The following is a 19,954-nucleotide window of genomic DNA, read 5'->3' on the forward strand; positions in this document are numbered from 1 at the left end:
TGCGCGCCGCCACCGCAGGCGCTATCTAGGGGACGGACAACGACCGAGGCCCCGATGAACCGACGCACGCTGATCGCGACCCCGCTCGCCGCGCCGCTGCTCGCGCTGCCCGCCGCCGCGCAGGCCGTGACGCTCGCCACCGAGGAATACATGCTGCCCTCGGGCGACCCGGGCATCGAGGTCTTCGTGCGCAACAAGCGGCCTGAGGAGATGACGCGCTTCGTCCCCGCGCGCACGATGCTGTTCGTCCACGGCGCGACCTATCCGGCGCATACCTCCTTCGACCTGCCGCTCGGCGGGCTGTCCTGGATGGACTACATCGCCGGGCGCGGCTTCGATGTCTGGTGCATGGACATCCGCGGCTACGGCCGCAGCACCCGCCCGCCCGAGATGGCGCAGCCGCCCGAGGCCAACCCGCCGATCGTCCGCGGCGACACCGCGCTGGCCGACATCGCGGCCGCGGCGGCCTTCATCCGCCAGCATCGCGGCGTGCCGCGGCTGGTCCACATGGGCTGGTCCTGGGGATCGACGCTGATGGGCCGCTTCGCCGCCGACAGCCCGGCGACGGTCGAACGCCTGGTGCTGCTCACGCCGCCCTGGCTTCGGGAGGGGACAAGCCCGGCCGCGGCCGGCGCCGGCGAGCAGCTCGGCGCCTATCGCACCGTCACGCAGGCGCAGGCGCGGCAGCGCTGGTTCCAGGGCGTGCCCGAGGCCAAGCGCGCCGGCCTCGTGCCGCCCGGCTGGTTCGAGCACTGGGCCGGCGTGACCTGGGCGACCGACCCCGAGGGGCTGCGCCGCAACCCCCCGGTCCTGCGTGCGCCGAACGGCGTGCTGCAGGACAGCCGGGAGTACGGCCAGGCGGGCCGCCCCTTCTGGGACCCGGCCAAGGTCACGGCGCCGACGCTGCTGGTGGTCGGCGAATGGGACCGCGACACGCCGCCCGCGATGGCCGCCGCGATCTTCCCGCTGCTCACCGGCAGCCCCGGCAAGCGCCTGGTGATGCTGGGGGAAGGCACCCACACCATGCTGATGGAGCGCAACCGCGGCGCGCTGTTCGCAACCGTGCAGGGCTTCCTGGAGGAAGCCGCGGCGGCGTGACGCCCGCGCCGTTCGGACCCGCGATGCCTGCTGCAGCCCGGTCTGCGCGCGCGCGCCGGTCGCGCCGCGGGCGGTTGACTCTCCGCCCGCCCGCGCGGGAGGCTCGGGGCAGGACCAAGGGGGAAACGATGGCGGAGCACGACCAGACGAAGCGTCCCTTCCGGCTCCGCAGCCAGCGCTGGTTCGACGACCCGACCGACCCGGGCATGACCTCGCTCTACATCGAGCGGATGCTCAACTTCGGCATGACGCGCGCCGAGCTTCAGTCGGGCCGCCCGATCATCGGAATCGCGCAGACGGGTTCCGACATCGCGCCCTGCAACCGCCACCACATAGCGCTGGCGGACCGCGTCAAGGCCGGCATCCGCGATGCCGGCGGCGTGCCGCTCGAATTCCCGGTGCACCCCGTGCAGGAGACGCTGAAGCGCCCGACCGCCGCGCTGGACCGCAACCTGCAGTACCTTTCGCTGGTCGAGATCCTGCACGGCTACCCGATGGACGGCGTCGTGCTCACCACGGGCTGCGACAAGACCACGCCGGCGCAGCTGATGGGCGCCGCCACGGTCAACATCCCTGCCATCGCGCTGCCCGGCGGGCCGATGCTGGACGGCTGGTGGAAGGGCCGCCTCGCCGGCTCCGGCACCATCGTCTGGGAGGCGCGCAAGATGCTCGCCGCGGGCGAGATCGACAACGACACCTTCATCGAGATGGTGGCCGCGAGCGCCACCTCGGTCGGGCATTGCTCGACCATGGGCACGGCGCTGTCCATGAACAGCCTGGCCGAGGCGGTCGGCATGACGATGACCGGCTCCGCCGCCATCCCCGGCCCCTATCGCCAGCGCGCGCAGATGGCCTACGAGACCGGGCGGCGCATCGTCGCGATGGTGGAGGCGAACCTCCGCCCCTCCGACGTCATGACGCAGAAGGCGTTCGAGAATGCGGTCGCGGTCGCGAGCGCCATCGGCGCGTCCAGCAACTGCCCGGTCCACATGGTCGCCATCGCGCGGCACATGGGTGTCGACCACACGGTCGAGGACTGGCAGCGCGTCGGCCGCGACATCCCGCTGATCGTCGATTGCCAGCCGGCCGGCCGCTTCCTGGGGGAGGCCTTCTACCGCGCCGGCGGCGTCCCTGCCGTGATGAAGCAGCTGCTCGATGCCGGGCTGCTGCACGGCGATGTCATGACCGTCACCGGCCGCACGCTGGCCGAGAACCTGGCCAACATCCCCGCCCCTGACCCCGAGGTGATCCGGCCGCTCGCGAAGCCGATGAAGGAGCGCGCCGGCTTCGTCGTGCTCTCGGGCAACCTGTTCGACAATGCGGTGATGAAGATCAGCGTGATCGACACGGCGTTCCGCGAGCGCTTCCTGTCCGACCCGCCCGATGTCTTCGAAGGCAAGGTCGCGGTCTTCGAGGGGCCTGAGGACTACCACGCGCGCATCGAGGACCCGGCGCTCGGGATCGACGACAAGACCGTGCTGGTCATCCGCAACTGCGGCCCCGTCGGCTATCCCGGTGCGGCGGAGGTGGTGAACATGCAGCCCCCCGCCGCCCTGATCAAACAGGGCGTCGGCGCGTTGCCGACCATGGGCGACGGGCGGCAATCGGGCACCTCGGGCTCGCCCTCCATCCTGAACGTCTCGCCGGAAGCGGCTGTCGGCGGCGGCTTGGCGCTGCTCCAGGACGGCGACCGCATCCGCATCGACCTCAACACCCGCAAGGTCGACGTGCTGATCCCGGCCGAGGAACTCGCCACGCGCCGCGCCGCCTGGACGGCGCCCGACCTGCTCAACAAGACCCCGTGGGAGGAGATCTACCGGAATTCCGTGGGCAGCCTCGGCACCGGCGGCTGCCTCGAGCCCGCGACCCTCTTTCTCAACATCCTGGAGACGCGCGGCGAAAGCCGGCACAACCACTGACATGGCGGGACGACTTTCCGGCAAGCGCTGCTTCGTCACCGCCGCGGGCCAGGGCATCGGCCGCGCCGCCGCGCTGATGATGGCAGCGGAGGGCGCGATCGTGATCGCGACCGACCGCGACGCGCACAAGGTGGGCGAGCTCGGCGCGCGCGGCATCACCCACCTGCCGCTCGACGTGCTGGACGACGGGGCGGTGGAGCGCGCGGCGAAGGAGGCCGGGCCCGTCGACGTGCTGTTCAATTGCGCGGGCTTCGTGCACCAGAACACGGTCCTGTCCTGCACCGACGAGGATTGGGAGTTCGGCTTCGCGCTGAACGTCCGCGCCATGTGGAAGGTCGCGCGCGCCTTCATCCCCGGCATGCTGGAGCGCAGGCGCGGCAGCATCGTCAACATGTCGTCGGCCTGTTCGTCGGTGAAGGGTGCGCCGAACCGCTTCCTCTATGGCACGACCAAGGCCGCGGTGATCGGGCTGACGAAATCCATCGCGACCGAGTACGTGGCGCAGGGCATCCGCTGCAACTGCCTCTGCCCGGGGACGGTCGACACGCCGTCGCTGCATGACCGCGTCGCGGCCAATGCGGCTGCGGCCGGGTCAGTCGAGGCCGCGCGCGCCGCCTTCGTGGCGCGCCAGGCCATGGGCCGCCTCGCGACCGCCGAGGAGATGGCGGCGCTGGTCGTCTACCTCGCCGCCGAGGAAAGCGCCTTCGTGACGGGCCAGGCCATCGTCATAGACGGCGGCTGGACGTTATGAGTATGACACGATCACAGGACAAGGAGGCTCATCATGGGATCTGAACTCGCGGTGCCCCTGTTCGCCATGATGGGCGCGGTGATCCTCGCCGGCATGGTGGACGAGGCGGCGATGCCCGCCTTCATGCTGCTCGGCAGCATTGCCATGCTGGTCGGGCTGCTGATCTGGAACGGCGCGCTCATGATGCCGGCGAACCAGGCCGTGGCGCTCGGCTTCGTCGCTGCCGGCTTCGCGCTGTTCGGCCATGTCCGCGGGGCACCGCGACGGGTCTGAGCCGCCGGGGCCGCGGCCCTTCCGGCCGCGGCAATCCCCTGGCATGGTGTCGGCACCATCGACACGGCCAGGATCAAGAACATGAAGCTGCTGCGCTACGGACCGCCCGGGCAGGAAAAGCCGGGCCTGCTCGATTCCGACGGCGCGATCCGCGACCTCTCGGGCATCGTGGCGGACATCACCGGCGACATGCTGGCGCCAGCATCGCTCGCGAAGATCGCGGCGCTCGACCCGGCCACGCTGCCGAGGGTCGAGGGCAACCCGCGGCTCGGCGCGCCGGTCACGGGCCTGCGCAACCTCGTCTGCATCGGCCTCAACTACGCCGACCACGCGGCCGAGACGGGCGCGCCCATTCCGAAGGAGCCGATCGTGTTCCTGAAGTCGCTGAACGCGCTGAGCGGCCCGAACGACGACGTCGTCATGCCGCGCGGCAGCGTGAAGACCGACTGGGAGGTCGAGCTCGCCATCGTCATCGGCACGAAGGCCAAGTACGTGGCCGAGGAGGACGCGCTCGACCACGTCGCGGGCTATGCGGTCGCGAACGATGTCTCGGAACGCGAATGGCAGGCCGAGCGCGGCGGCACCTGGGACAAGGGCAAGGGCTTCGACACCTTCGGCCCGCTCGGCCCCTGGCTGGTCACGAAGGACGAGGTGCCCGACCCGCAGAACCTCGCCATGTTCTGCGACGTTGACGGGGTGCGCCAGCAGGACGGCTCGACGCGCACCATGATCTTCGGCGTCAAGCAGATCATCGCCTATGTCAGCCAGTGCATCACGCTGCACCCGGGCGACGTGATCATGACCGGCACGCCGCCCGGCGTCGGCCTCGGCAAGAAGCCGACGCCGGTGTTCCTCAAGGCGGGGCAGGTGATGCGCCTCGGCATTCAGGGGCTGGGCGAGCAGGAACAGCGGGTGGTGGGGTCGTGATGCGGCGCGCAATCATCCTCGCCGCGCTGCTCCTGGCGCCAGGCATCGCCGGCGCCCAGCAGCGCCAGCAGCAGCAGCGACCCGACGACCTCGCCCAGCAGGTCGAGCGCAACATGCGCACCTGCATGGGCACGTCGCAGGACACGGGCCTCGCGCGGTCCTGCATGGACGGGCAGCGCGCCGCCGTCGCGCCGCGCCTGCAGCGCGCGGTCGAGCGTCTGCTGGAAACGCAGTCCGATCCGGCCCGACGCGCCGGCCTCGCCGGCGTGCAGTCGGCCTGGGAAGCCTATCGCGACCGGCGCTGCGACTTCGCCGGCAGCAACCCCGAGCGCGGCGACGACGCGGCCTCCGATCGCGCCGCCTGCTACCTGCAGTTCGATGTCGGCCGGACGATGGAGATCGAGGCCTTCCTCGCGCCGCCGCCGCCGCCCCGCGCGCCGCAACAGCAGCGCCGGTGACGGACGAGCCGACGCTCGTCATCTTCGACTTCCCGGCCCGCCCGCCCGGCGGGCCGGAGCAGGCGGCGGCGCTGCGCGCTCTGGCCGAGGACATCGCCGCCGAGCCCGACCTGCTGTGGAAGATCTGGACCGAGGACAAGGCCGCGAAGCGCGCGGGCGGCATCTACCTCTTTCGCTCCCGCGCGGCCGCCGAGGTCTATCACGCCAAGCACGCCGCGCGCCTGGCGCGCGCCGGCATCACCGGCATCGAGGCGACCTACCGGGGCTTCGACGCCTCGCTCACCGCCATCACCCGCGGCCCGGTCGGCTGATCTCCGCGACATCCGGGACCGGATTGGTCTAACCTCCCCCGCCTCCAGGGTGGAGGTCTCCCATGGTCATGTACCACCAGGGCAGCCGCGACCTGCAGGACGCCTTCGGGTCCCGGGCGCTCGCGGATCGGCTGGCCGAGCGCCTGCGGCGGTCCGCATTCACGGACGACGACGCGGCCTTCGTCGCATCGGTCCGCTTCTTCTTCCTCGCCACCGCCGATGGGGAAGGCCGGCCCGACTGCTCCTTCAAGGGCGGCGATCCGGGCTTCGTGCGCGTCGCGGCACCGGACCTGCTCGTCTTCCCCGACTACGACGGCAACGGGATGTTCAAGAGCCTCGGCAACATCGCCGCGAACCCTCATGTCGGGATGCTCTTCATCGCCATGGAGGATCGTCCGCGCCGCCTGCGCGTGAACGGCACCGCGCGCGTCGCCCTCGACGATCCGCTGCTGGCGGAATTCGAGGGCGCGCAGGCGATCGTGCGCGTGACGCCGGAGGACATCTTCCCCAACTGCCCGCGCAACATCCCGCGCCATGCGCTTGAGGAGCGCTCCCCCTACGTCCCGCGCAGCGCGGAGCCGCGGGTCGAGCCGGCCTGGAAGTCCTTCGAGATCTTCGCCGACGTCGTGCCCCCGCGGCGGGCGTGAGGTCCGCTCAGCGCCCGTAGCCCGCGAATTGCGCCGCCGCCTGGGCCAGTTCGTCCGGCGTCAGCATCACAGGCGCCAGGCCGGCCGCGAGCAGGTCGAGGTACTGCCCGGCCAGGTTCTCGACCTCGAAGGCGAGCGTGACGGCGGCGGCGAGCGTCGCGCCGATCGTCACGACGCCATGGTTCGCGAGCAGCGCCGCGCGCCGGTCCCGCAGCGCCGCGACGGCGTTGCGCGCCAAGGCCTCGGTGCCGAAGATCGCATGCGCCGCGCAGCGCACCTCGCCGCCCGCGAGCAGCACCATGTAGTGGAAGGGCGGAATCCCCCGCCGCGCGCAGGCGAGCGCCGTCGCGCGCGGGCTGTGCGTATGGACCACCGCGCCCGCCTCCGGTCGCGCGGCGAGGATGGCGGCGTGCAACTGCCATTCCGAGGACGGCCGGTGTCGCCCGCGCGCCGCGCCGTCCGGGCCGACATGCACGAGGTCCGCCTCCGCCATCTCCGCATAGGGCAGCCCGGCGGGCGTCACGAGGAAGCCCTCCCCATCGCGGACGGACAGGTTGCCCGACTTCGACGGCATGAACGCCGCCGCATCGAGCCGTCGCGCCGCGGCGACGAGCGCCGCGCCGCTCACATCGTGGCGCCCAGCACCCAGGGCGCGAATTCCTGCGCGCCGAAGCCCATCGCCTCGCTTTTCGTCGGCTCGCCCGAGGCGGTGCGCAGCATCAGGTCGAAGATGCGCTGCCCGCAGGCCTCGACCGTCTCGCCGCCGCTGACGATGGCGCCGCAATCGATGTCCATGTCCTCCGACAGGCGTTGATGCATCGCCGTGTTGGTCGCGAGCTTGATGGACGGCGCCGGCTTCATCCCGAAGACGCTGCCGCGCCCGGTGGTGAAGCACACGAGGTTCGCCCCGCCCGCCACCTGGCCCGTGGCGCCGACCGGGTCGTAGCCCGGCGTGTCCATGAAGACGAAGCCCTTGGCCGTGACCGGCTCGGCGTAGCGATAGACCTCGACGAGGTTCGTCGTGCCGGCCTTGGCCATGGCGCCGAGCGACTTCTCCAGGATGGTGGTCAAGCCCCCCGCCTTGTTGCCCGGCGACGGGTTGGCGTTCATCTCCGCACCCTCGCGCGCCGTGTAGCCTTCCCACCACGTCATCACGTCGACCAGCTTCTGGCCCACCTCGCGGCTCACGGCGCGGCGCGTCAGCAGGTGTTCCGCGCCGTAGGTCTCGGGGCTCTCGCTCAGGATCACGGTGCCGCCGTGCCGCACCACGAGGTCCGACGCCGCGCCCAGCGCCGGGTTCGCCGTAATGCCCGAATACCCGTCCGACCCGCCGCATTGCAGCGCCACGCACAATTCGGACGCCGGCACCGGCACGCGCGTCGCGGTGTTGGAGTCGGCCAGCACCTCCTTCACGAAATCCATGCCCTTCAGCACCGTCGCGCGCGACCCGCCGCTGTCCTGGATGTCCATGCTGCGCAGCCGCCCGGTCAGCTTCTGCTCCTCGAGCATCGGGCCGAGCTGGTTCACCTCGCAGCCCAGGCCGATCGCGATGACGTGGGAGAAGTTCGCATGCCGCGCGAAGCCGGCCAGCGTCCGGCGCAGCACGCGCAGCGGCTCGTCCATCGTCATGCCGCAGCCGGTCTTGTGCGTGAGCGCCACCACGCCGTCCACGTTCGGCCAAGCCTCCAGCGGATCGTGGCCGGTGATCGGGTTGCGCTCGAACTGCCGCGCGATCAGTTCCGCCACATGCGCCGAGCAGTTCACGGACGTGACGATGCCGATGTAGTTGCGCGTCGCCGCGCGCCCGTCGGCGCGGCGGATGCCCATGAAGGTCGCGGGCGCGTCGACATACGCCGTCGGCTTCGCATCGACGCCCCAGGCGTAGTCGCGGGCGAAGTCGCCCATCTCGCAATTGTGGGTGTGCACCCAGGCGCCGGGCTCGATCGCGTCCGTCGCGAAGCCGATGATCTGGCCGTAGCGGCGGATCGGCTCGCCCTTCGCGTGCGGCCGCACAGCCACCTTGTGGCCGGCGGGGATGCGCCGCGCGCCCACCGTGACACCGGGCGCGACCTCGGCCCCCGGCATCAGGACGGACCGCGCGATCACCACGCCATCCTCGGGGTGCAGGCGGATCACGGGGGCGATGGTCGTGCTGCTCATGGCGACGGTCCTTGGACGTTCCTCTCCGGCCATCCTAGCGGTCACGCCGGGCATGGCCCAACACCGCGCTTGCGCCGCGCGCCCGCCCGGCGCATGTAGGCGCCGGACACCTTGGGGAGCCCCGTCCGGGGGCTGAGAGGCGGGCTTCACCCGCGACCCATGGAACCTGATCCGGTTAAGACCGGCGAAGGGAACGGTGCCACCCGTTCGTCCGCGCGTTGACGCCCCATTGCCGGGCGGGCGCGCGGCCGCGTGCCGGGTCCCGTCCTCCGCTGCCGGCCATGGAGGAACGTGGAATGCACCGCCGCTCGCTGCTCGCCGCCACCGCCGCCGCTGCCGCCATGGCGCGGCCCGCCTCGGCGCAGACCGCCCGGGCGCGGACGCTGCGCTTCATGCCGCAGGCGGCACTCGCCGTGCTGGACCCGATCTTCAACCCCACGACCATCGTCACCACGCATGGCTACTGCGTGTTCGACACGCTCTATGGCGCCGACCGCGCGCTCCGCCCGCGCCCCCAGATGGCCTCGGGCCACGAGACCTCGGCGGATGGCCTGACCTGGACCATCCGCCTGCGCGACGGCCTGTTCTTCCACGATGGCGAGCCGGTCCGCGCGAAGGATTGCGTCGCATCGATCCGCCGCTGGGCGGTGCGCGACGCCTTCGGCCAGGTGATGATGGGCGCGGTCGCCGAGATCGCGGCGACCGACGACCGCACCATCACCTTCCGCCTGAACCGTCCCTTCCCCGCGCTGCTCGACGCGCTGGCCAAGCCCGCCGCCTCCCCCTGCTTCATGATGCCCGAGCGCACGGCGATGACGCCGGCCGACCGCGCCATCACCGACATGACCGGCTCCGGCCCCTGGACGTGGGTGGCCGGCGAGTTCAACCAGGGCAGCCGGGCGGTCTACGCGCGGAACGAACGCTACGTGCCGCGGGACGAGCCTGCGGATGCGGCCGCCGGCGGCAAGCGCGTGCATTTCGACCGGCTGGAGCTGGTCTGGATCCCGGATGGCGGCACCGCCGTCGCGGCGCTGCGCACCGGGGAGATCGACTGGATCGAATACCCGCTGCCGGACCTCGTGCCGGTGCTGCAGCGCGACCGCGGCGTCACGACGCAGGTCTACGACCCGAACGGCTTCCTCGGCTTCCTCCGCTTCAACGCGCTGCACAAGCCGTTCGACGACGTGCGCGTGCGCCGCGCCATCCGCGACGTGCTGGTACAGGCGGACTACATGTCGGCGGTGGCGCTCGAAGGCGACTGGCGCGAATGCCACGCCATGTTCCCGTGCGGCCTGCCGGGCGTCGTGGAATTCCCGCCCAACCCCCGCGGCGCGGCGGCGATGGACCGCGCGCGCGCCGCGCTGCGCGACGCCGGCTACAACGGCGAGCCCATCATCCACGTCAACCCGACCGACTTCCCGGCCGTGACCCAGCAGGGCCGCGTGACGGCGGACCTGATGCGGCGGCTCGGCGTGAACATCCAGCTGGTCGAGGCCGACTGGGCCACCACCATCGCGCGGCGCGCCAACCGCAACCCGCCGGCCCAGGGCGGCTGGAACCTGCACAACACCAACTTCCCCGCGGCCGGCATCGCGAACCCGGCGCTTTCCCCCATCATTCGCATGCACGGCGAACGCGCCTGGTTCGGGTGGCCCTCCGATGCGGGGGTGGAGGAACAGGTCCAGGCCTGGATCAACGCGCCCACCGCCGAGGCGCAGCAGGCGGCCATGCGCCGCGTGCAGGAACTGGCCTGGGAGGCGGTGCCCTTCGCGCCGACCGGCCTGTTCCGCCTGCGCACGGCCTTCCGCAGCGACCTGACCGGCGTGCTGCAGGGGCCGAACCCCTTCGTCTGGAACCTCAGGCGCGGGTGACCCGCGCTCAGGCGTCCTCGGAATCCCAGGGGCGGAGCGGCAGGCGGCGGATCGCCGTCTCCGCGGCCAGCGCGCCCTCGGCCCGCGCGCCGGGGATGGCGCCGCGCCCCTCGCCCGCCGTCACGGCCGCGATGCGCGCGGCATCGACGGCGGCGGCACGCATCTCCCCCTGCCCGCGGCGATAGGCGCGCGACAGCGCAGCGAGGACGGCCGGGTCGGTCAGCACCCGCCCGGCACCGGCTCCAGCTTCACCATCCGGCCGGAAACGACGAATTCCCGGAAATCCATCGAGAGTTCGTCGGCGACGCCGTTCTCCCAGTAGCGGAGCGAAACCTCGTAGGACGGCGTCGTCGCGCCGCCGCCCTGCTGCTGTGCTTCGCGGTCGAAGAAGGCGATCCGCATGCGTACCGAGCCGAGCGCCGAGAGGCCGGCGTGCCCGGGCACCTCGCGCGGCGCGTCCCAGGCCGACATGACGGTCGTGCTGTCCTGTGCGCCGTCCTCCGACGTGCCGTCGAACAGCGGCGCGACCAGCAGGCGCCGGCCTTCCCGCGCGGCGTTCAGCGCAATGAGCGTATGGACATTGGGCAGCAGCGTGCCGGGCGGCAGGCGCTCCTCCTTCGCCTCGGGCTCCGTGTAGCGGACGGTGCCCGTGCCGTCGGCAGCGAGTTCCGCCTCGCCGGCGATGCGGGTCGTCACGGCACCCTGCGTCATCTGCGTCAGCGTGAAGCGCAGCCGCCTTCCGTCGCGGCTTTCATAGGTCGAGTAGTCCGAGGCGGTCTCGATCTCGGTGCCGTCCTGGTCCGCGATGGTCAGCGAGAAGCGCTGGCGCGTCGCCCAGCCGTCGCAGGCATCGACCAGTTCGTAGAGCATCGCCCCGTCGGCGCGGGCGATGTTGCCGGACCGCCGCGTGCTTTCGAGGCTGAGGCGATAGGCCGCGCGATGCGGGGCCAGGTGCCGCGCCTCGATCGGCTGGCCGAGCGGCACGGCCCCGGCGGCCCCGGCCACCGGGGCCTGGGCGTGGCCCGCCGGCGCCGCGAGGACCGCGGCCAGGCCGAGGACGATGATCAGGCGCAGCCGCATCGCGGGCTCCTTGGAAAAGGCCGAGGCTGCAACTTAGGGTGCCTTGGTGCCGGCCGCACCCTTCGCGGGCGGAAGATCGAGCCGGATGTGGAGTTCCTTCAGCCGCTCGGGGGGCACGCGGGCGGGCGCCTGCATCATGAGGTCCTCGCCCTGCTGGTTCAGCGGGAACAGGATGACCTCGCGGATGTTGGGCTCGTCGGCCAGCAGCATGACGATGCGGTCGATGCCCGGCGCCGAGCCGCCATGCGGCGGCGCGCCGTAGCGGAAGGCGTTCAGCATGCCGCCGAAGCGCGCCTCGACTTCCTCCGGCGCGTAGCCGGCGATGCCGAAGGCGCGGATCATGATGTCCGGGCGGTGGTTGCGGATGGCGCCCGAGGACAGCTCCACGCCGTTGCACACGATGTCGTACTGGAACGCCTTGATGTCCAAGGGGTCCATGGTGTTCAGCGCGTCGAGCCCGCCCTGCGGCATCGAGAACGGGTTATGGCTGAAGTCGATCCGGCCGGTTTCCTCGTTCAGCTCGTACATCGGGAAGTCGACGATCCAGCAGAAACGGAACTCGTCCTTGGCGATCAGGTCCAGCTCCTCGCCGATCCGCGTGCGGACCTTGCCGGAGAACTTCGGCGCCTCGTCCTTCTTGCCGGCGGCGAAGAACACCGCGTCGCCGGGAGCGAGGCCGCATGCGGTGCGGATGGCCTCGACGCGATCCGCCTCCAGGTTCTTCGCGATGGGACCCTTGGCGCCATCCGCGGCGAACTGGATATAGCCGAGGCCCCCCGCGCCTTCCGCGCGCGCCCATTCGTTCAGCTTGTCGAAGAAGCCGCGCGGCCTGTCGGCGGCCCCCGGCGCCGGGATGGCCCGCACCACGCCGCCCGATGCCGCGATCTTCGCAAACAGCCCGAAGCCGGACCCGGCGAACTGCGCCGTGACATCGGTGATGCGGAGCGGATTGCGCAGGTCCGGCTTGTCCGAACCGTAGTCCAGCATGGCCGTGTCGTAGGGAATGCGCGGGAAGGGCGCGCCGAACACGCGGCGGTCGCCGGCGAATTCCTCGAAGACGCCGGCGATCACGGGCTCGATCGCGGCGAAGACGTCTTCCTGCGTGACGAAGCTCATCTCGAAGTCGAGCTGGTAGAACTCGCCCGGGCTCCGGTCGGCGCGGGACGCCTCGTCGCGGAAGCAGGGCGCGATCTGGAAGTAGCGGTCGAAGCCCGCGACCATCGCCAGCTGCTTGAACTGCTGCGGCGCCTGCGGCAGCGCGTAGAACTTGCCGGGATGGTTGCGCGACGGCACGAGGAAGTCGCGCGCGCCCTCGGGCGACGACGCCGTCAGGATCGGCGTCTGGAACTCGGTGAAGCCCTGGTCGATCATGCGCCGGCGGATCGATGCAATGACGCCGGCGCGCAGCATGATGTTGCGGTGCTGGCGTTCGCGCCGCAGGTCGAGGAAGCGGTAGCGGAGCCGCAGGTCTTCCGGGAAGTCCTGCTCGCCCGCGACCTGGATGGGCAGCTGCTCGGCGGCCGACTGGATCTCGACCGCGCGCACGCGGATCTCGACCTCCCCGGTCGGCAGCTTTGCGTTCACGGTGCCGGGCTCGCGCAGCACCACCTCGCCGGTGATGGTCACCACGCTCTCGGGGCGCGTTTCCTCGAGCGTGGCGAGCAGGGGCGAGCCGGCCGCGACCACGCATTGCGTCATGCCGTAGTGGTCGCGCAGGTCCACGAAAAGCAGCCCGCCATGGTCGCGCTTGCGGTGCACCCAGCCGGAGAGGCGGACGGTCGCGCCGGCGTCGGACGCGCGGAGCGCAGCGCAGGTATGGGTGCGATAGGCGTGCATGGGACCAGGACCGTGATCAGGGGCGAAGGACGGCCGCGCAGAGGGACCGAGAGGCCCCGGGCTGTCAAGCCGAAGGCGGTGCCGCGGCCGGGAAGCGCCGGGATGTCGGTTTCGGACAAATCCGCGGGGTGCGGGGGCGGGGAGGCGTTGGGGAAGGAGGACAGGCTCGGTCACCCCGTCAGCATTATAGGAATAAATTCTGGACCGCAATCATGCGGCAGGCCGTGCAGGATGTTTTTCCGCCGTTCGGCACGATGACTGCGCCGGCTCGGAGGGCCCGGCGCCAGGCTTCGGTTTCCAAAAGCCCTTCGGCCTTCGGCCGGAGGGGGTCGGGGAGCGCCGAGCCCTCCCCGGTCAACGCACAGCGTCCGCGGAGGCCGTCATCCGTCCCGCCGCGTCACTCGCTCGCCGCGTCCAGCTCCGCCATGTCGCCCGCCGTCAGCGCGATCGTCGCCGCCTTCGCCAGTTCCGCCAGTTGCTCCGGGCTGGTCGCGCTCGCGATGGGCGCCGTGATGCCCGGGCGGGCGATCTGCCAGGCCAGCGCCACCGCCGCCGGGCTCGCCTCGGCCCGCGCCGCCACCGCGTCCAGCGCTGCCAGCACCCGGTCGCCCCGCGGCCCGAGGTGCTTCGCCACCGCCCGCGGCCCGCGCACGGATTTCCCGAGATCCCCCTCCCCCCGGTACTTCCCCGTCAGGAAGCCCGAGGCCAGGGAGGAATAGGTGATCACCCCGACCTCCTCCGCCCGGCAGAGCGGCAGGAGGTCCGCCTCGATGCCGCGGTCCATCAGGTTGTAGACCGGCTGCAGGCTCTCGAAGCGCGGCAGGCCCTCGGCCGCGCTCAGGTCGAGCGCCGCCTTCAGCCGCGCCGCCGAATAGTTCGACGCGCCGATCGCGCGGACCTTCCCGGCCTCGACCAGCCGGCCGAAGGCGCCGAGCGTCTCCTCCAGCGGCACCGTCTCGTCGTCCTTGTGCGCCTGGTACAGATCGATCCGCTCGATCCCAAGGCGCGTGAGCGAGGCCTCGACGGCGGTCGCGATCCAGGCGGCCGAGAGGCCCTTGCCCTTCCCCGGCATCTCCATGCCGCACTTGGTCAGGATCAGCACCCGATCCCGCACGGCGGGGCGGGACTTCAGCCAGGCGCCGATGATCGTCTCCGATTCGCCGCCGGAATGCCCTGGCGCCCAGGTCGAATAGACATCCGCCGTGTCGATCGCGACCAGCCCCTGGTCGAGGCACGAATCGAGCAGCCGGAACGACATGGCGCGGTCCGCCGTCCAGCCGAAGACGTTGCCGCCGAAGACGATGGGCGGGATCTCGAGCCCCGACCGGCCGAGCGCGCGCATCTGCATGCCGAACACCTCCTGGTTTCCGGCCGAGGATGCGCCCCGGGCCGGCGCGCGGCCAGCCCCGCGGCGTTCTTTGCCTTTCCCTCCCCCGGCACGGGGTCTAATACCGCGGGCGATGAGCCGTCGCCCGCCTGCCGCCGCCACCGAACCCACCCCCGTCCTGATCACCGAGACCGAGGCCCTGGCCGCGCTCTGCGCCCGGCTCAGGACCGAGCCCTTCGTGACCATCGACACCGAATTCATGCGGGAACGCACCTACTGGCCGGAACTCTGCCTCGTGCAACTGGCCGGGGAGGAGGACGTCGCCCTGGTGGATTCCATGGCGCCGGGGCTCGACCTCGCGCCGCTTGGCGAATTGCTGGCCGACCCCGGGGTGGTGAAGGTGTTCCACGCCGCCCGGCAGGACGTGGAGATCTTCCTCCTGAAGTTCGGCGCGGTTCCGACCCCGCTGTTCGACACGCAGGTGGCGGCCATGGTCGCGGGCTATGGCGACCAGGTCTCCTACGACGGGCTCTGCCGCTCGCTGGCCGGGACGCAGATCGACAAGGCGCACCGCTTCAGCGACTGGTCGGCGCGCCCGCTCTCGGCGGCGCAGCTGGCCTATGCGGCGGCGGACGTGACGCATCTGCGGCGCATCTACGTGGCGCTCGACACCAGGCTGTGCCGCGAGGGGCGCATCGGCTGGGTGGCCGAGGAGATGGGCGTGCTGGCCGACCCCGCGACCTATCGCCAGGACCCCGAGAGCGCGTGGGAGCGGCTCCGCCCGCGCACCGGCAACCGCCGCTTCCTTGGCGTGCTGCGCAGCATCGCCGCGTGGCGGGAGAGGGAAGCGCAGCGCATCAACATCCCGCGCCAGCGCCTGGTGAAGGACGAGACGCTGCTCGAGATCGCGGCGACGACGCCCGAGACGGCGGCCGACCTCGCGCGCGCGCGCGGCATCTCGGAAGGCTTCGCCAAGGGGCGCTCGGGCACCGGGCTGCTCGCCGCCGTCAAGGCCGGCAAGGACCTTCCCGACGATGCTCTGCCCGAGGCGCCGAAGGACCGCGTGGGCCCGCCTGCCTCCCCGGCCCTGGTCGCGCTGCTCAAGGTGCTGCTGGCGGCGAAGAGCGAGGAACACCACGTGGCCCCCCGGCTGCTCGCGAGCAGCGAGGACCTCGACCGCCTCGCCGCCGGGGACGGGGAGGAGGTCCCTGCCGTGCACGGCTGGCGCCGCACCGTGTTCGGGGAGGCGGCGCTGGACCTGAAGGCGGGACGGCTGGCGCTCGGCGTGGACGGGCGCAAGGTGAAGCTGATCCCGGCGGGGTGAGCGGCGCCGCGGCGAGGGGCCTTGCCCCTCTCCGGACCTCATGCCGACGGTCGAATGCTTCGACCGCTGGCATTTGCTTTTTCATGCCCTCAGACGCCGGGCGGACCCCTCCGGGTTCCTTGGCTTTCGCCGGACGACCGGCGGGCCGCATTCGCGGCCTCGGCACGAGCCGAAGCCTCGTGCCGTTCGCATGAGCCCACTCAAAGGCCAAAGGGCCTTTGGAAACCGATACTTGATACCAAGCGCACGAAGGTCCGACTTGAGGCCCGAAGGGCCGAGGCCGCGGATGCGGCCCGCCCGGCGCCTGAGGCGCACGAAGGTGAAACCTTCGTGCGCCAAGAATGAGTTCTGGGTTCCAAGGGCCTGAAGCGCTTGGCGGGTGGGGGTACGGGGGAGGGCAGAGCCCTCCTCCGCCGCGCCCTACGCCGCCTCCAGCCGCGCCGACACCTCGAGCCACTCCTCCTCCAGCATCGCCACCGCCTTCGCGATCGCGACGCGGCGGGTGTTCGCCCAGGCGATGTCCTCCGGCTTGAAGCGGGCGTAGGTGGCGGGGTCGGCCAGGCGTTTCTCGATCAGCGCGTCTTCCTTCGCCAGCGTCCCGAGGCGCGCCTCGATTTCCTTGATCCGGGCGCGGAGCGGCGCGGTCGCTGTGCGGCTGCCGGCGCGGTCGCGGCGCGCCTCGGCGCGGGCGCCGCCGGCCTCCCCGCGGGCGCCGCCGCGGGCGCGCTCGGCCAGCAGTGCGCGGTAGTCGTCGAGGTCGCCGTCGAAGGGTGTCACGGCACCGTCGGCGACCAGCCAGAGGCGGTCGGCCACCAGTTCGACCAGATGCGGGTCGTGCGTGATCAGCACGACCGCGCCGGGGAAGTCGGCCAACGCCTTCACCAGCGCCTCACGCGCATCGATGTCGAGGTGGTTGGTCGGCTCGTCCAGGATCAGCAGCTGCGGCGCGTCGCGCGTCGTGAGCGCGAGCAGCAGGCGCGCCTTCTCCCCGCCCGACAGCGCGGTGATGCGGTTGTCGGCGCGGTCGGCGTCGAGGCCGAAGCGGGCCAGCTGCGCGCGGCAGGCGGTCTCGGTCGCCTTGGGCAGCGCGCGCTGCATGTGCGTCAGCGGCGTGCCGGCGGGGTCGAGTTCCTCCGCCTGGTGCTGCGCGAAATAGCCGACGCGCAGCGAGCGCGTGCGGAAATGCGTGCCGCCCTCCGGCTGCAGCCGCCCGGCAATGAGCTTGGCCAGCGTGGACTTGCCGTTGCCGTTGGCGCCGAGCAGCGCGATGCGGTCGTCCTGGTCGAGGCGCAGGTTGAGGTCGCGCAGGATCGGCGCCCCCCCGTAGCCGACCGAGCAGCCGGTGAAGGACAGGATCGGCGGCGCCAGCTCCTCGGGCGCGGGGAAGGCGAAGCGGACCGGGTGGTCCTCGACCACCGCCTCGATCGGCGGGAGGCGTTCCAGCGCCTTGAGGCGGGACTGCGCCTGGCGCGCCTTGGTGGCCTTGGCGCGGAAGCGGTCGACGAAGGACTGGATATGCGCACGCTCGGCCGCGATGCGGGCGTTCTGGGCGGCCTGCTGCGCCATGCGCTCGGCCCGGATACGCACGAAGTTCGCGAAGTTGCCCTGGTAGAGCGTGATCTGCGCGCGATCGAGATGCGCGATGGAATCGACGCAGCGTTCCAGCAGGCCGCGGTCGTGGCTGACCACGATGGCCGCGCCCGGGAAGCGCTGCAGCCAGGCTTCGAGCCAGATCGTCGCCTCGAGGTCGAGGTGGTTGGTCGGCTCGTCGAGCAGCAGCAGGTCGGGTTCCACGAACAGCGCGCGGGCCAGCGCCACGCGCATCCGCCAGCCGCCCGAGAATTCGCGCGACGGCCGCGCCTGCGCGGCGGCATCGAAGCCGAGGCCCGAGAGGATGGCGCCCGCGCGCGCGGGCGCGCTGTCGGCGCGGATCGCGATCAGGCGGTCGTGGATCTCGGCCAGGCGCGCGGGGTCGGGGTGGGCGTCGGCCTCGGCGAGCAGCGCGGCGCGCTCGGTGTCGGCGGCGAGCACGATGTCGAGCAGGCTGTCGTCGCCCCCCGGCGCTTCCTGCGCCACATGGCCCAGGCGGGCGCGGGCGGCGAGGCGGATCTCCCCGCCATCGGGCTGCAATTCCCCAGTGATGGCGCGCAGCAGGGTGGATTTGCCGGCGCCGTTGCGCCCGACCAGGCCGACCTTGCGGCCCGTGTCGATCTGGAGGTTCGCGCCGTCGAGCAGCGGGCGGCCGGCGATGCGGATGGTCAGGTCGCGGAGGGCGAGGACGGTCATGGAAGGGGTCTTCTAGCCGGGTGCCGTGGCGCTGTCAGTCATCGGCCGGGGCTTGCGCGCGGGCCGCATCCCGCCTATCCGCCCGCCCGACACCAGGACCACCAAGGACAAAGCCGCCATGGCCATCGAGCGCACCTTCTCCATCATCAAGCCCGACGCCACCCGGCGGAACCTGACGGGCGCCATCAACGCGATCTTCGAGAAGAACGGGCTGCGCATCATCGCCCAGAAGCGCATCTGGATGAGCCGCGCGCAGGCCAAGAAGTTCTACGAGGTGCACGCCGCCCGCCCGTTCTACAACGACCTCGTGGACTTCATGGTCTCCGGCCCCGTCGTGGTGCAGGTGCTGGAAGGCGAGGGCGCGGTCGCGAAGAACCGCGAACTGATGGGCGCGACCAACCCCGCCAATGCGGCCGAGGGCACCATCCGCAAGCTGTTCGCCGAGAGCATCGAGGCCAATTCCGTGCACGGCTCCGACAGCCCGGAGAACGCCGCCGCCGAGATCGCTTATTTCTTCGCGGGCTGCGAACTGGTCGGCTGACGCCGGCGCTCCGTCCCGGCGGGCACGCACGCCTGCGTGCCTGCTCCGGGCCGCGACCGGGGCGCCCAGGCGACGCGCCCCAAGGCCAGCCGGCCTGGGCCCCGCAGGGCGGCGCATCCCGCGGCCCGCACACGCCGCGTTAACCCATCCCGGTGACTGATGGCCCCTCGGATGAGGGAGCCGGTGATGGACGGCATGACGACACGCGCCGCGGAGGCGCCCGCGGCGCCGGCCGATCCGGCGGCGCATCTCGCGGCGGCGCTGGCGGCCGGCGGCACCGGCCTCAGGCTCGACCTGCAGCCGATCTGCGCCGCCACGAGCCTCGCGCCCGTCGGCTACGAGGCGCTGCTGCGTTGGGACCATCCCGAACTCGGCCCGGTGCCGCCGATCGAGGCCTTCTCCATCGCCGAGGCCTCCGGGCAGCTGCTGGCGCTGGAAGCCTGGGCGCTCGTGCAGGCCTTCCGGCTGCGCGCAGCCTGGCCGGCCGGCGGGCCCTTTCTGGCGGTCAACGTCTCGGCGGCCGGCATGCAGGGCGGCCATGCCGCGGCGATGGTGCGAGCCGCGCTGGAGGCGACCGGCGCCAACCCGCGCGGGATCGTGCTGGAACTGCCTGAGGCGGCGGTAGCGCAGGACATCGGCGCCGCCCGGGACCTCGCGGCGCAGCTGCGCGGCCTGCGCGCGGCCGTGGCGCTCGACGATTTCGGCGGGCTCCACGGGGCGGCGCGGCTGCTGCGCGACATCCCCTTCGCCATGGTCAAGCTGGACGCCGCGCTGACCGACGGCATGGACGGCGAAGGCCCGGCCGCATCACGCACCCGCGCCCTGACGGCCGCGGTGGTCGACCTCGTCCACGCCATGGGCGCGACCGTCACCGCCGAGGCGGTCGAGACCGCCGCGCAGATGCGGGCGCTGCGCGATGCCGGCTGCGACGCGCTGCAAGGCTGGCTGCTCGGCCGCCCCGAAGCCGCCGGGACCCGCGCTCAGCCCCAGAGGACGTAGATCAACACCAGCGAGATGGCGATCAGCGCCGTCGACCAGGTCACGAGGCGGGTGAAGCCCTCCCACAGCCGGGAACGCTCGGCCATGATGTCCGCGGCCTTCACTTCCACGAATTCGTAGGATTGCTGTTCCGCCACGATAGGTCC

General features: G+C 72.0%; 20 protein-coding genes and 1 riboswitch. Of the genes, 12 read left to right on the plus strand and 8 right to left on the minus strand.

Features of this window, described 5'->3' with window-relative positions:
- Nucleotides 1-54 precede the first annotated feature (54 nt).
- The 8 genes from E8M80_RS10350 to E8M80_RS10385 all read left to right on the plus strand — a co-directional run bounded on the left by E8M80_RS10350 (nt 55) and on the right by E8M80_RS10385 (nt 6,384).
- A complete protein-coding gene (locus E8M80_RS10350; protein ID WP_137125604.1) occupies nt 55-1,098 on the plus strand; it encodes an alpha/beta hydrolase in 1,044 nt (347 codons plus the stop codon).
- 128 nt (nt 1,099-1,226) lie between these two features.
- Nucleotides 1,227-3,017 carry an IlvD/Edd family dehydratase gene (locus E8M80_RS10355; RefSeq protein WP_137125605.1) on the plus strand — a complete coding sequence of 597 codons (1,791 nt, stop codon included), beginning with the start codon at nt 1,227-1,229 and terminating at the stop codon, nt 3,015-3,017.
- A 1-nt stretch (nt 3,018) separates the two neighbouring features.
- Nucleotides 3,019-3,768 (plus strand): SDR family oxidoreductase, encoded by a 750-nt coding sequence (locus E8M80_RS10360; protein ID WP_137125606.1) that lies wholly within the window; start codon nt 3,019-3,021, stop codon nt 3,766-3,768.
- Between the two features lie 33 nt (nt 3,769-3,801).
- Nucleotides 3,802-4,041 (plus strand): hypothetical protein, encoded by a 240-nt coding sequence (locus E8M80_RS10365; protein WP_137125607.1) that lies wholly within the window; start codon nt 3,802-3,804, stop codon nt 4,039-4,041.
- Between the two features lie 81 nt (nt 4,042-4,122).
- Nucleotides 4,123-4,968, plus strand: a complete 846-nt coding sequence (locus tag E8M80_RS10370) for a fumarylacetoacetate hydrolase family protein (RefSeq protein WP_137125608.1) — start codon at nt 4,123-4,125, stop codon at nt 4,966-4,968.
- Entirely contained in the window at nt 4,968-5,426 is a 459-nt protein-coding gene (locus E8M80_RS10375) for a lysozyme inhibitor LprI family protein (protein ID WP_137125609.1), read from the plus strand. The genes E8M80_RS10370 and E8M80_RS10375 overlap by 1 nt, the downstream gene beginning before the upstream one ends.
- Entirely contained in the window at nt 5,423-5,737 is a 315-nt protein-coding gene (locus E8M80_RS10380; RefSeq protein ID WP_170979319.1) for a YdhR family protein, read from the plus strand. The genes E8M80_RS10375 and E8M80_RS10380 overlap by 4 nt, the downstream gene beginning before the upstream one ends.
- A 62-nt stretch (nt 5,738-5,799) precedes the next feature.
- Nucleotides 5,800-6,384 carry a pyridoxamine 5'-phosphate oxidase family protein gene (locus E8M80_RS10385; protein ID WP_206035606.1) on the plus strand — a complete coding sequence of 195 codons (585 nt, stop codon included), beginning with the start codon at nt 5,800-5,802 and terminating at the stop codon, nt 6,382-6,384.
- 7 nt (nt 6,385-6,391) lie between these two features.
- Here E8M80_RS10385 and E8M80_RS10390 read toward each other — a convergent pair whose 3' ends face one another.
- Both E8M80_RS10390 and E8M80_RS10395 read right to left on the minus strand, forming a co-directional pair.
- Nucleotides 6,392-7,012, minus strand: a complete 621-nt coding sequence (locus E8M80_RS10390) for a class II aldolase/adducin family protein (protein WP_240789977.1) — start codon at nt 7,010-7,012, stop codon at nt 6,392-6,394.
- A complete protein-coding gene (locus E8M80_RS10395) occupies nt 7,009-8,544 on the minus strand; it encodes a UxaA family hydrolase (protein ID WP_137125610.1) in 1,536 nt (511 codons plus the stop codon). Before E8M80_RS10395 ends, E8M80_RS10390 begins: the two co-directional genes overlap by 4 nt.
- Nucleotides 8,545-8,646: 102 nt before the next feature.
- Nucleotides 8,647-8,755, plus strand: a riboswitch (TPP riboswitch).
- Between the two features lie 85 nt (nt 8,756-8,840).
- Between E8M80_RS10395 and E8M80_RS10400 the strand changes: the two genes are divergently transcribed.
- The gene (locus E8M80_RS10400; RefSeq protein WP_137125611.1) at nt 8,841-10,415 is read left to right on the plus strand and encodes an ABC transporter substrate-binding protein; all 1,575 of its coding nucleotides are present in this window, start codon (nt 8,841-8,843) and stop codon (nt 10,413-10,415) included.
- 7 nt (nt 10,416-10,422) lie between these two features.
- On the opposite strand, the gene E8M80_RS10405 is transcribed toward E8M80_RS10400, so the two are convergent.
- The 4 genes from E8M80_RS10405 to E8M80_RS10420 form a co-directional block, all read right to left on the minus strand.
- Nucleotides 10,423-10,641 (minus strand): hypothetical protein, encoded by a 219-nt coding sequence (locus tag E8M80_RS10405; protein WP_137125612.1) that lies wholly within the window; start codon nt 10,639-10,641, stop codon nt 10,423-10,425.
- On the minus strand, nt 10,635-11,495 hold the full coding sequence (locus E8M80_RS10410) for an EipB family protein (RefSeq protein WP_137125613.1): 861 nt from the start codon (nt 11,493-11,495) through the stop codon (nt 10,635-10,637). Before E8M80_RS10410 ends, E8M80_RS10405 begins: the two co-directional genes overlap by 7 nt.
- A 33-nt stretch (nt 11,496-11,528) precedes the next feature.
- Nucleotides 11,529-13,331 carry an aspartate--tRNA ligase gene (gene aspS, locus E8M80_RS10415; protein ID WP_137125614.1) on the minus strand — a complete coding sequence of 601 codons (1,803 nt, stop codon included), beginning with the start codon at nt 13,329-13,331 and terminating at the stop codon, nt 11,529-11,531.
- A gap of 397 nt (nt 13,332-13,728) precedes the next feature.
- Nucleotides 13,729-14,679 carry an aldo/keto reductase gene (locus E8M80_RS10420; protein ID WP_137125615.1) on the minus strand — a complete coding sequence of 317 codons (951 nt, stop codon included), beginning with the start codon at nt 14,677-14,679 and terminating at the stop codon, nt 13,729-13,731.
- Nucleotides 14,680-14,791: 112 nt separating this feature from the next.
- Between E8M80_RS10420 and rnd the strand changes: the two genes are divergently transcribed.
- The gene (gene rnd, locus E8M80_RS10425) at nt 14,792-15,982 is read left to right on the plus strand and encodes a ribonuclease D (protein ID WP_137125616.1); all 1,191 of its coding nucleotides are present in this window, start codon (nt 14,792-14,794) and stop codon (nt 15,980-15,982) included.
- A 420-nt stretch (nt 15,983-16,402) separates the two neighbouring features.
- Here rnd and E8M80_RS10430 read toward each other — a convergent pair whose 3' ends face one another.
- Nucleotides 16,403-18,268: an ABC-F family ATP-binding cassette domain-containing protein gene (locus tag E8M80_RS10430; RefSeq protein ID WP_137125617.1), complete on the minus strand. Its 1,866-nt coding sequence runs from the start codon at nt 18,266-18,268 to the stop codon at nt 16,403-16,405.
- 118 nt (nt 18,269-18,386) lie between these two features.
- Between E8M80_RS10430 and ndk the strand changes: the two genes are divergently transcribed.
- Together ndk and E8M80_RS10440 are read left to right on the plus strand one after the other, a co-directional pair.
- Nucleotides 18,387-18,809, plus strand: coding sequence for a nucleoside-diphosphate kinase (gene ndk / locus E8M80_RS10435; RefSeq protein ID WP_137125618.1), 423 nt, complete (start codon nt 18,387-18,389; stop codon nt 18,807-18,809).
- Between the two features lie 186 nt (nt 18,810-18,995).
- Nucleotides 18,996-19,808: an EAL domain-containing protein gene (locus E8M80_RS10440; RefSeq protein ID WP_170979320.1), complete on the plus strand. Its 813-nt coding sequence runs from the start codon at nt 18,996-18,998 to the stop codon at nt 19,806-19,808.
- Here E8M80_RS10440 and E8M80_RS10445 read toward each other — a convergent pair.
- Nucleotides 19,790-19,945, minus strand: a complete 156-nt coding sequence (locus tag E8M80_RS10445; protein WP_137125620.1) for an aa3-type cytochrome c oxidase subunit IV — start codon at nt 19,943-19,945, stop codon at nt 19,790-19,792. The genes E8M80_RS10440 and E8M80_RS10445 overlap by 19 nt on opposite strands.
- Nucleotides 19,946-19,954 lie beyond the last annotated feature (9 nt).

It is taken from the genome of Roseomonas sp. HF4 (assembly GCF_005222755.1).
Taxonomy (GTDB): Bacteria; Pseudomonadota; Alphaproteobacteria; order Acetobacterales; family Acetobacteraceae; genus Neoroseomonas.

Excerpts from the sequence above, each read along its gene's own strand:
- E8M80_RS10420 (WP_137125615.1), bottom strand. The coding sequence starts at position 14,679 with ATGCAGATGCGCGCGCTCGGCCGGTCGGGGCTCGAGATCCCGCCCATC.
- E8M80_RS10350 (WP_137125604.1), top strand. The coding sequence starts at position 55 with ATGAACCGACGCACGCTGATCGCGACCCCGCTCGCCGCGCCGCTGCTC.
- E8M80_RS10375 (WP_137125609.1), top strand. The coding sequence starts at position 4,968 with ATGCGGCGCGCAATCATCCTCGCCGCGCTGCTCCTGGCGCCAGGCATC.
- E8M80_RS10355 (WP_137125605.1), top strand. The coding sequence starts at position 1,227 with ATGGCGGAGCACGACCAGACGAAGCGTCCCTTCCGGCTCCGCAGCCAG.
- E8M80_RS10410 (WP_137125613.1), bottom strand. The coding sequence starts at position 11,495 with ATGCGGCTGCGCCTGATCATCGTCCTCGGCCTGGCCGCGGTCCTCGCG.
- E8M80_RS10370 (WP_137125608.1), top strand. The coding sequence starts at position 4,123 with ATGAAGCTGCTGCGCTACGGACCGCCCGGGCAGGAAAAGCCGGGCCTG.
- ndk (WP_137125618.1), top strand. The coding sequence starts at position 18,387 with ATGGCCATCGAGCGCACCTTCTCCATCATCAAGCCCGACGCCACCCGG.
- aspS (WP_137125614.1), bottom strand. The coding sequence starts at position 13,331 with ATGCACGCCTATCGCACCCATACCTGCGCTGCGCTCCGCGCGTCCGAC.
- E8M80_RS10440 (WP_170979320.1), top strand. The coding sequence starts at position 18,996 with ATGGACGGCATGACGACACGCGCCGCGGAGGCGCCCGCGGCGCCGGCC.
- E8M80_RS10365 (WP_137125607.1), top strand. The coding sequence starts at position 3,802 with ATGGGATCTGAACTCGCGGTGCCCCTGTTCGCCATGATGGGCGCGGTG.
- E8M80_RS10385 (WP_206035606.1), top strand. The coding sequence starts at position 5,800 with ATGGTCATGTACCACCAGGGCAGCCGCGACCTGCAGGACGCCTTCGGG.
- E8M80_RS10360 (WP_137125606.1), top strand. The coding sequence starts at position 3,019 with ATGGCGGGACGACTTTCCGGCAAGCGCTGCTTCGTCACCGCCGCGGGC.
- rnd (WP_137125616.1), top strand. The coding sequence starts at position 14,792 with ATGAGCCGTCGCCCGCCTGCCGCCGCCACCGAACCCACCCCCGTCCTG.
- E8M80_RS10430 (WP_137125617.1), bottom strand. The coding sequence starts at position 18,268 with ATGACCGTCCTCGCCCTCCGCGACCTGACCATCCGCATCGCCGGCCGC.
- E8M80_RS10395 (WP_137125610.1), bottom strand. The coding sequence starts at position 8,544 with ATGAGCAGCACGACCATCGCCCCCGTGATCCGCCTGCACCCCGAGGAT.
- E8M80_RS10400 (WP_137125611.1), top strand. The coding sequence starts at position 8,841 with ATGCACCGCCGCTCGCTGCTCGCCGCCACCGCCGCCGCTGCCGCCATG.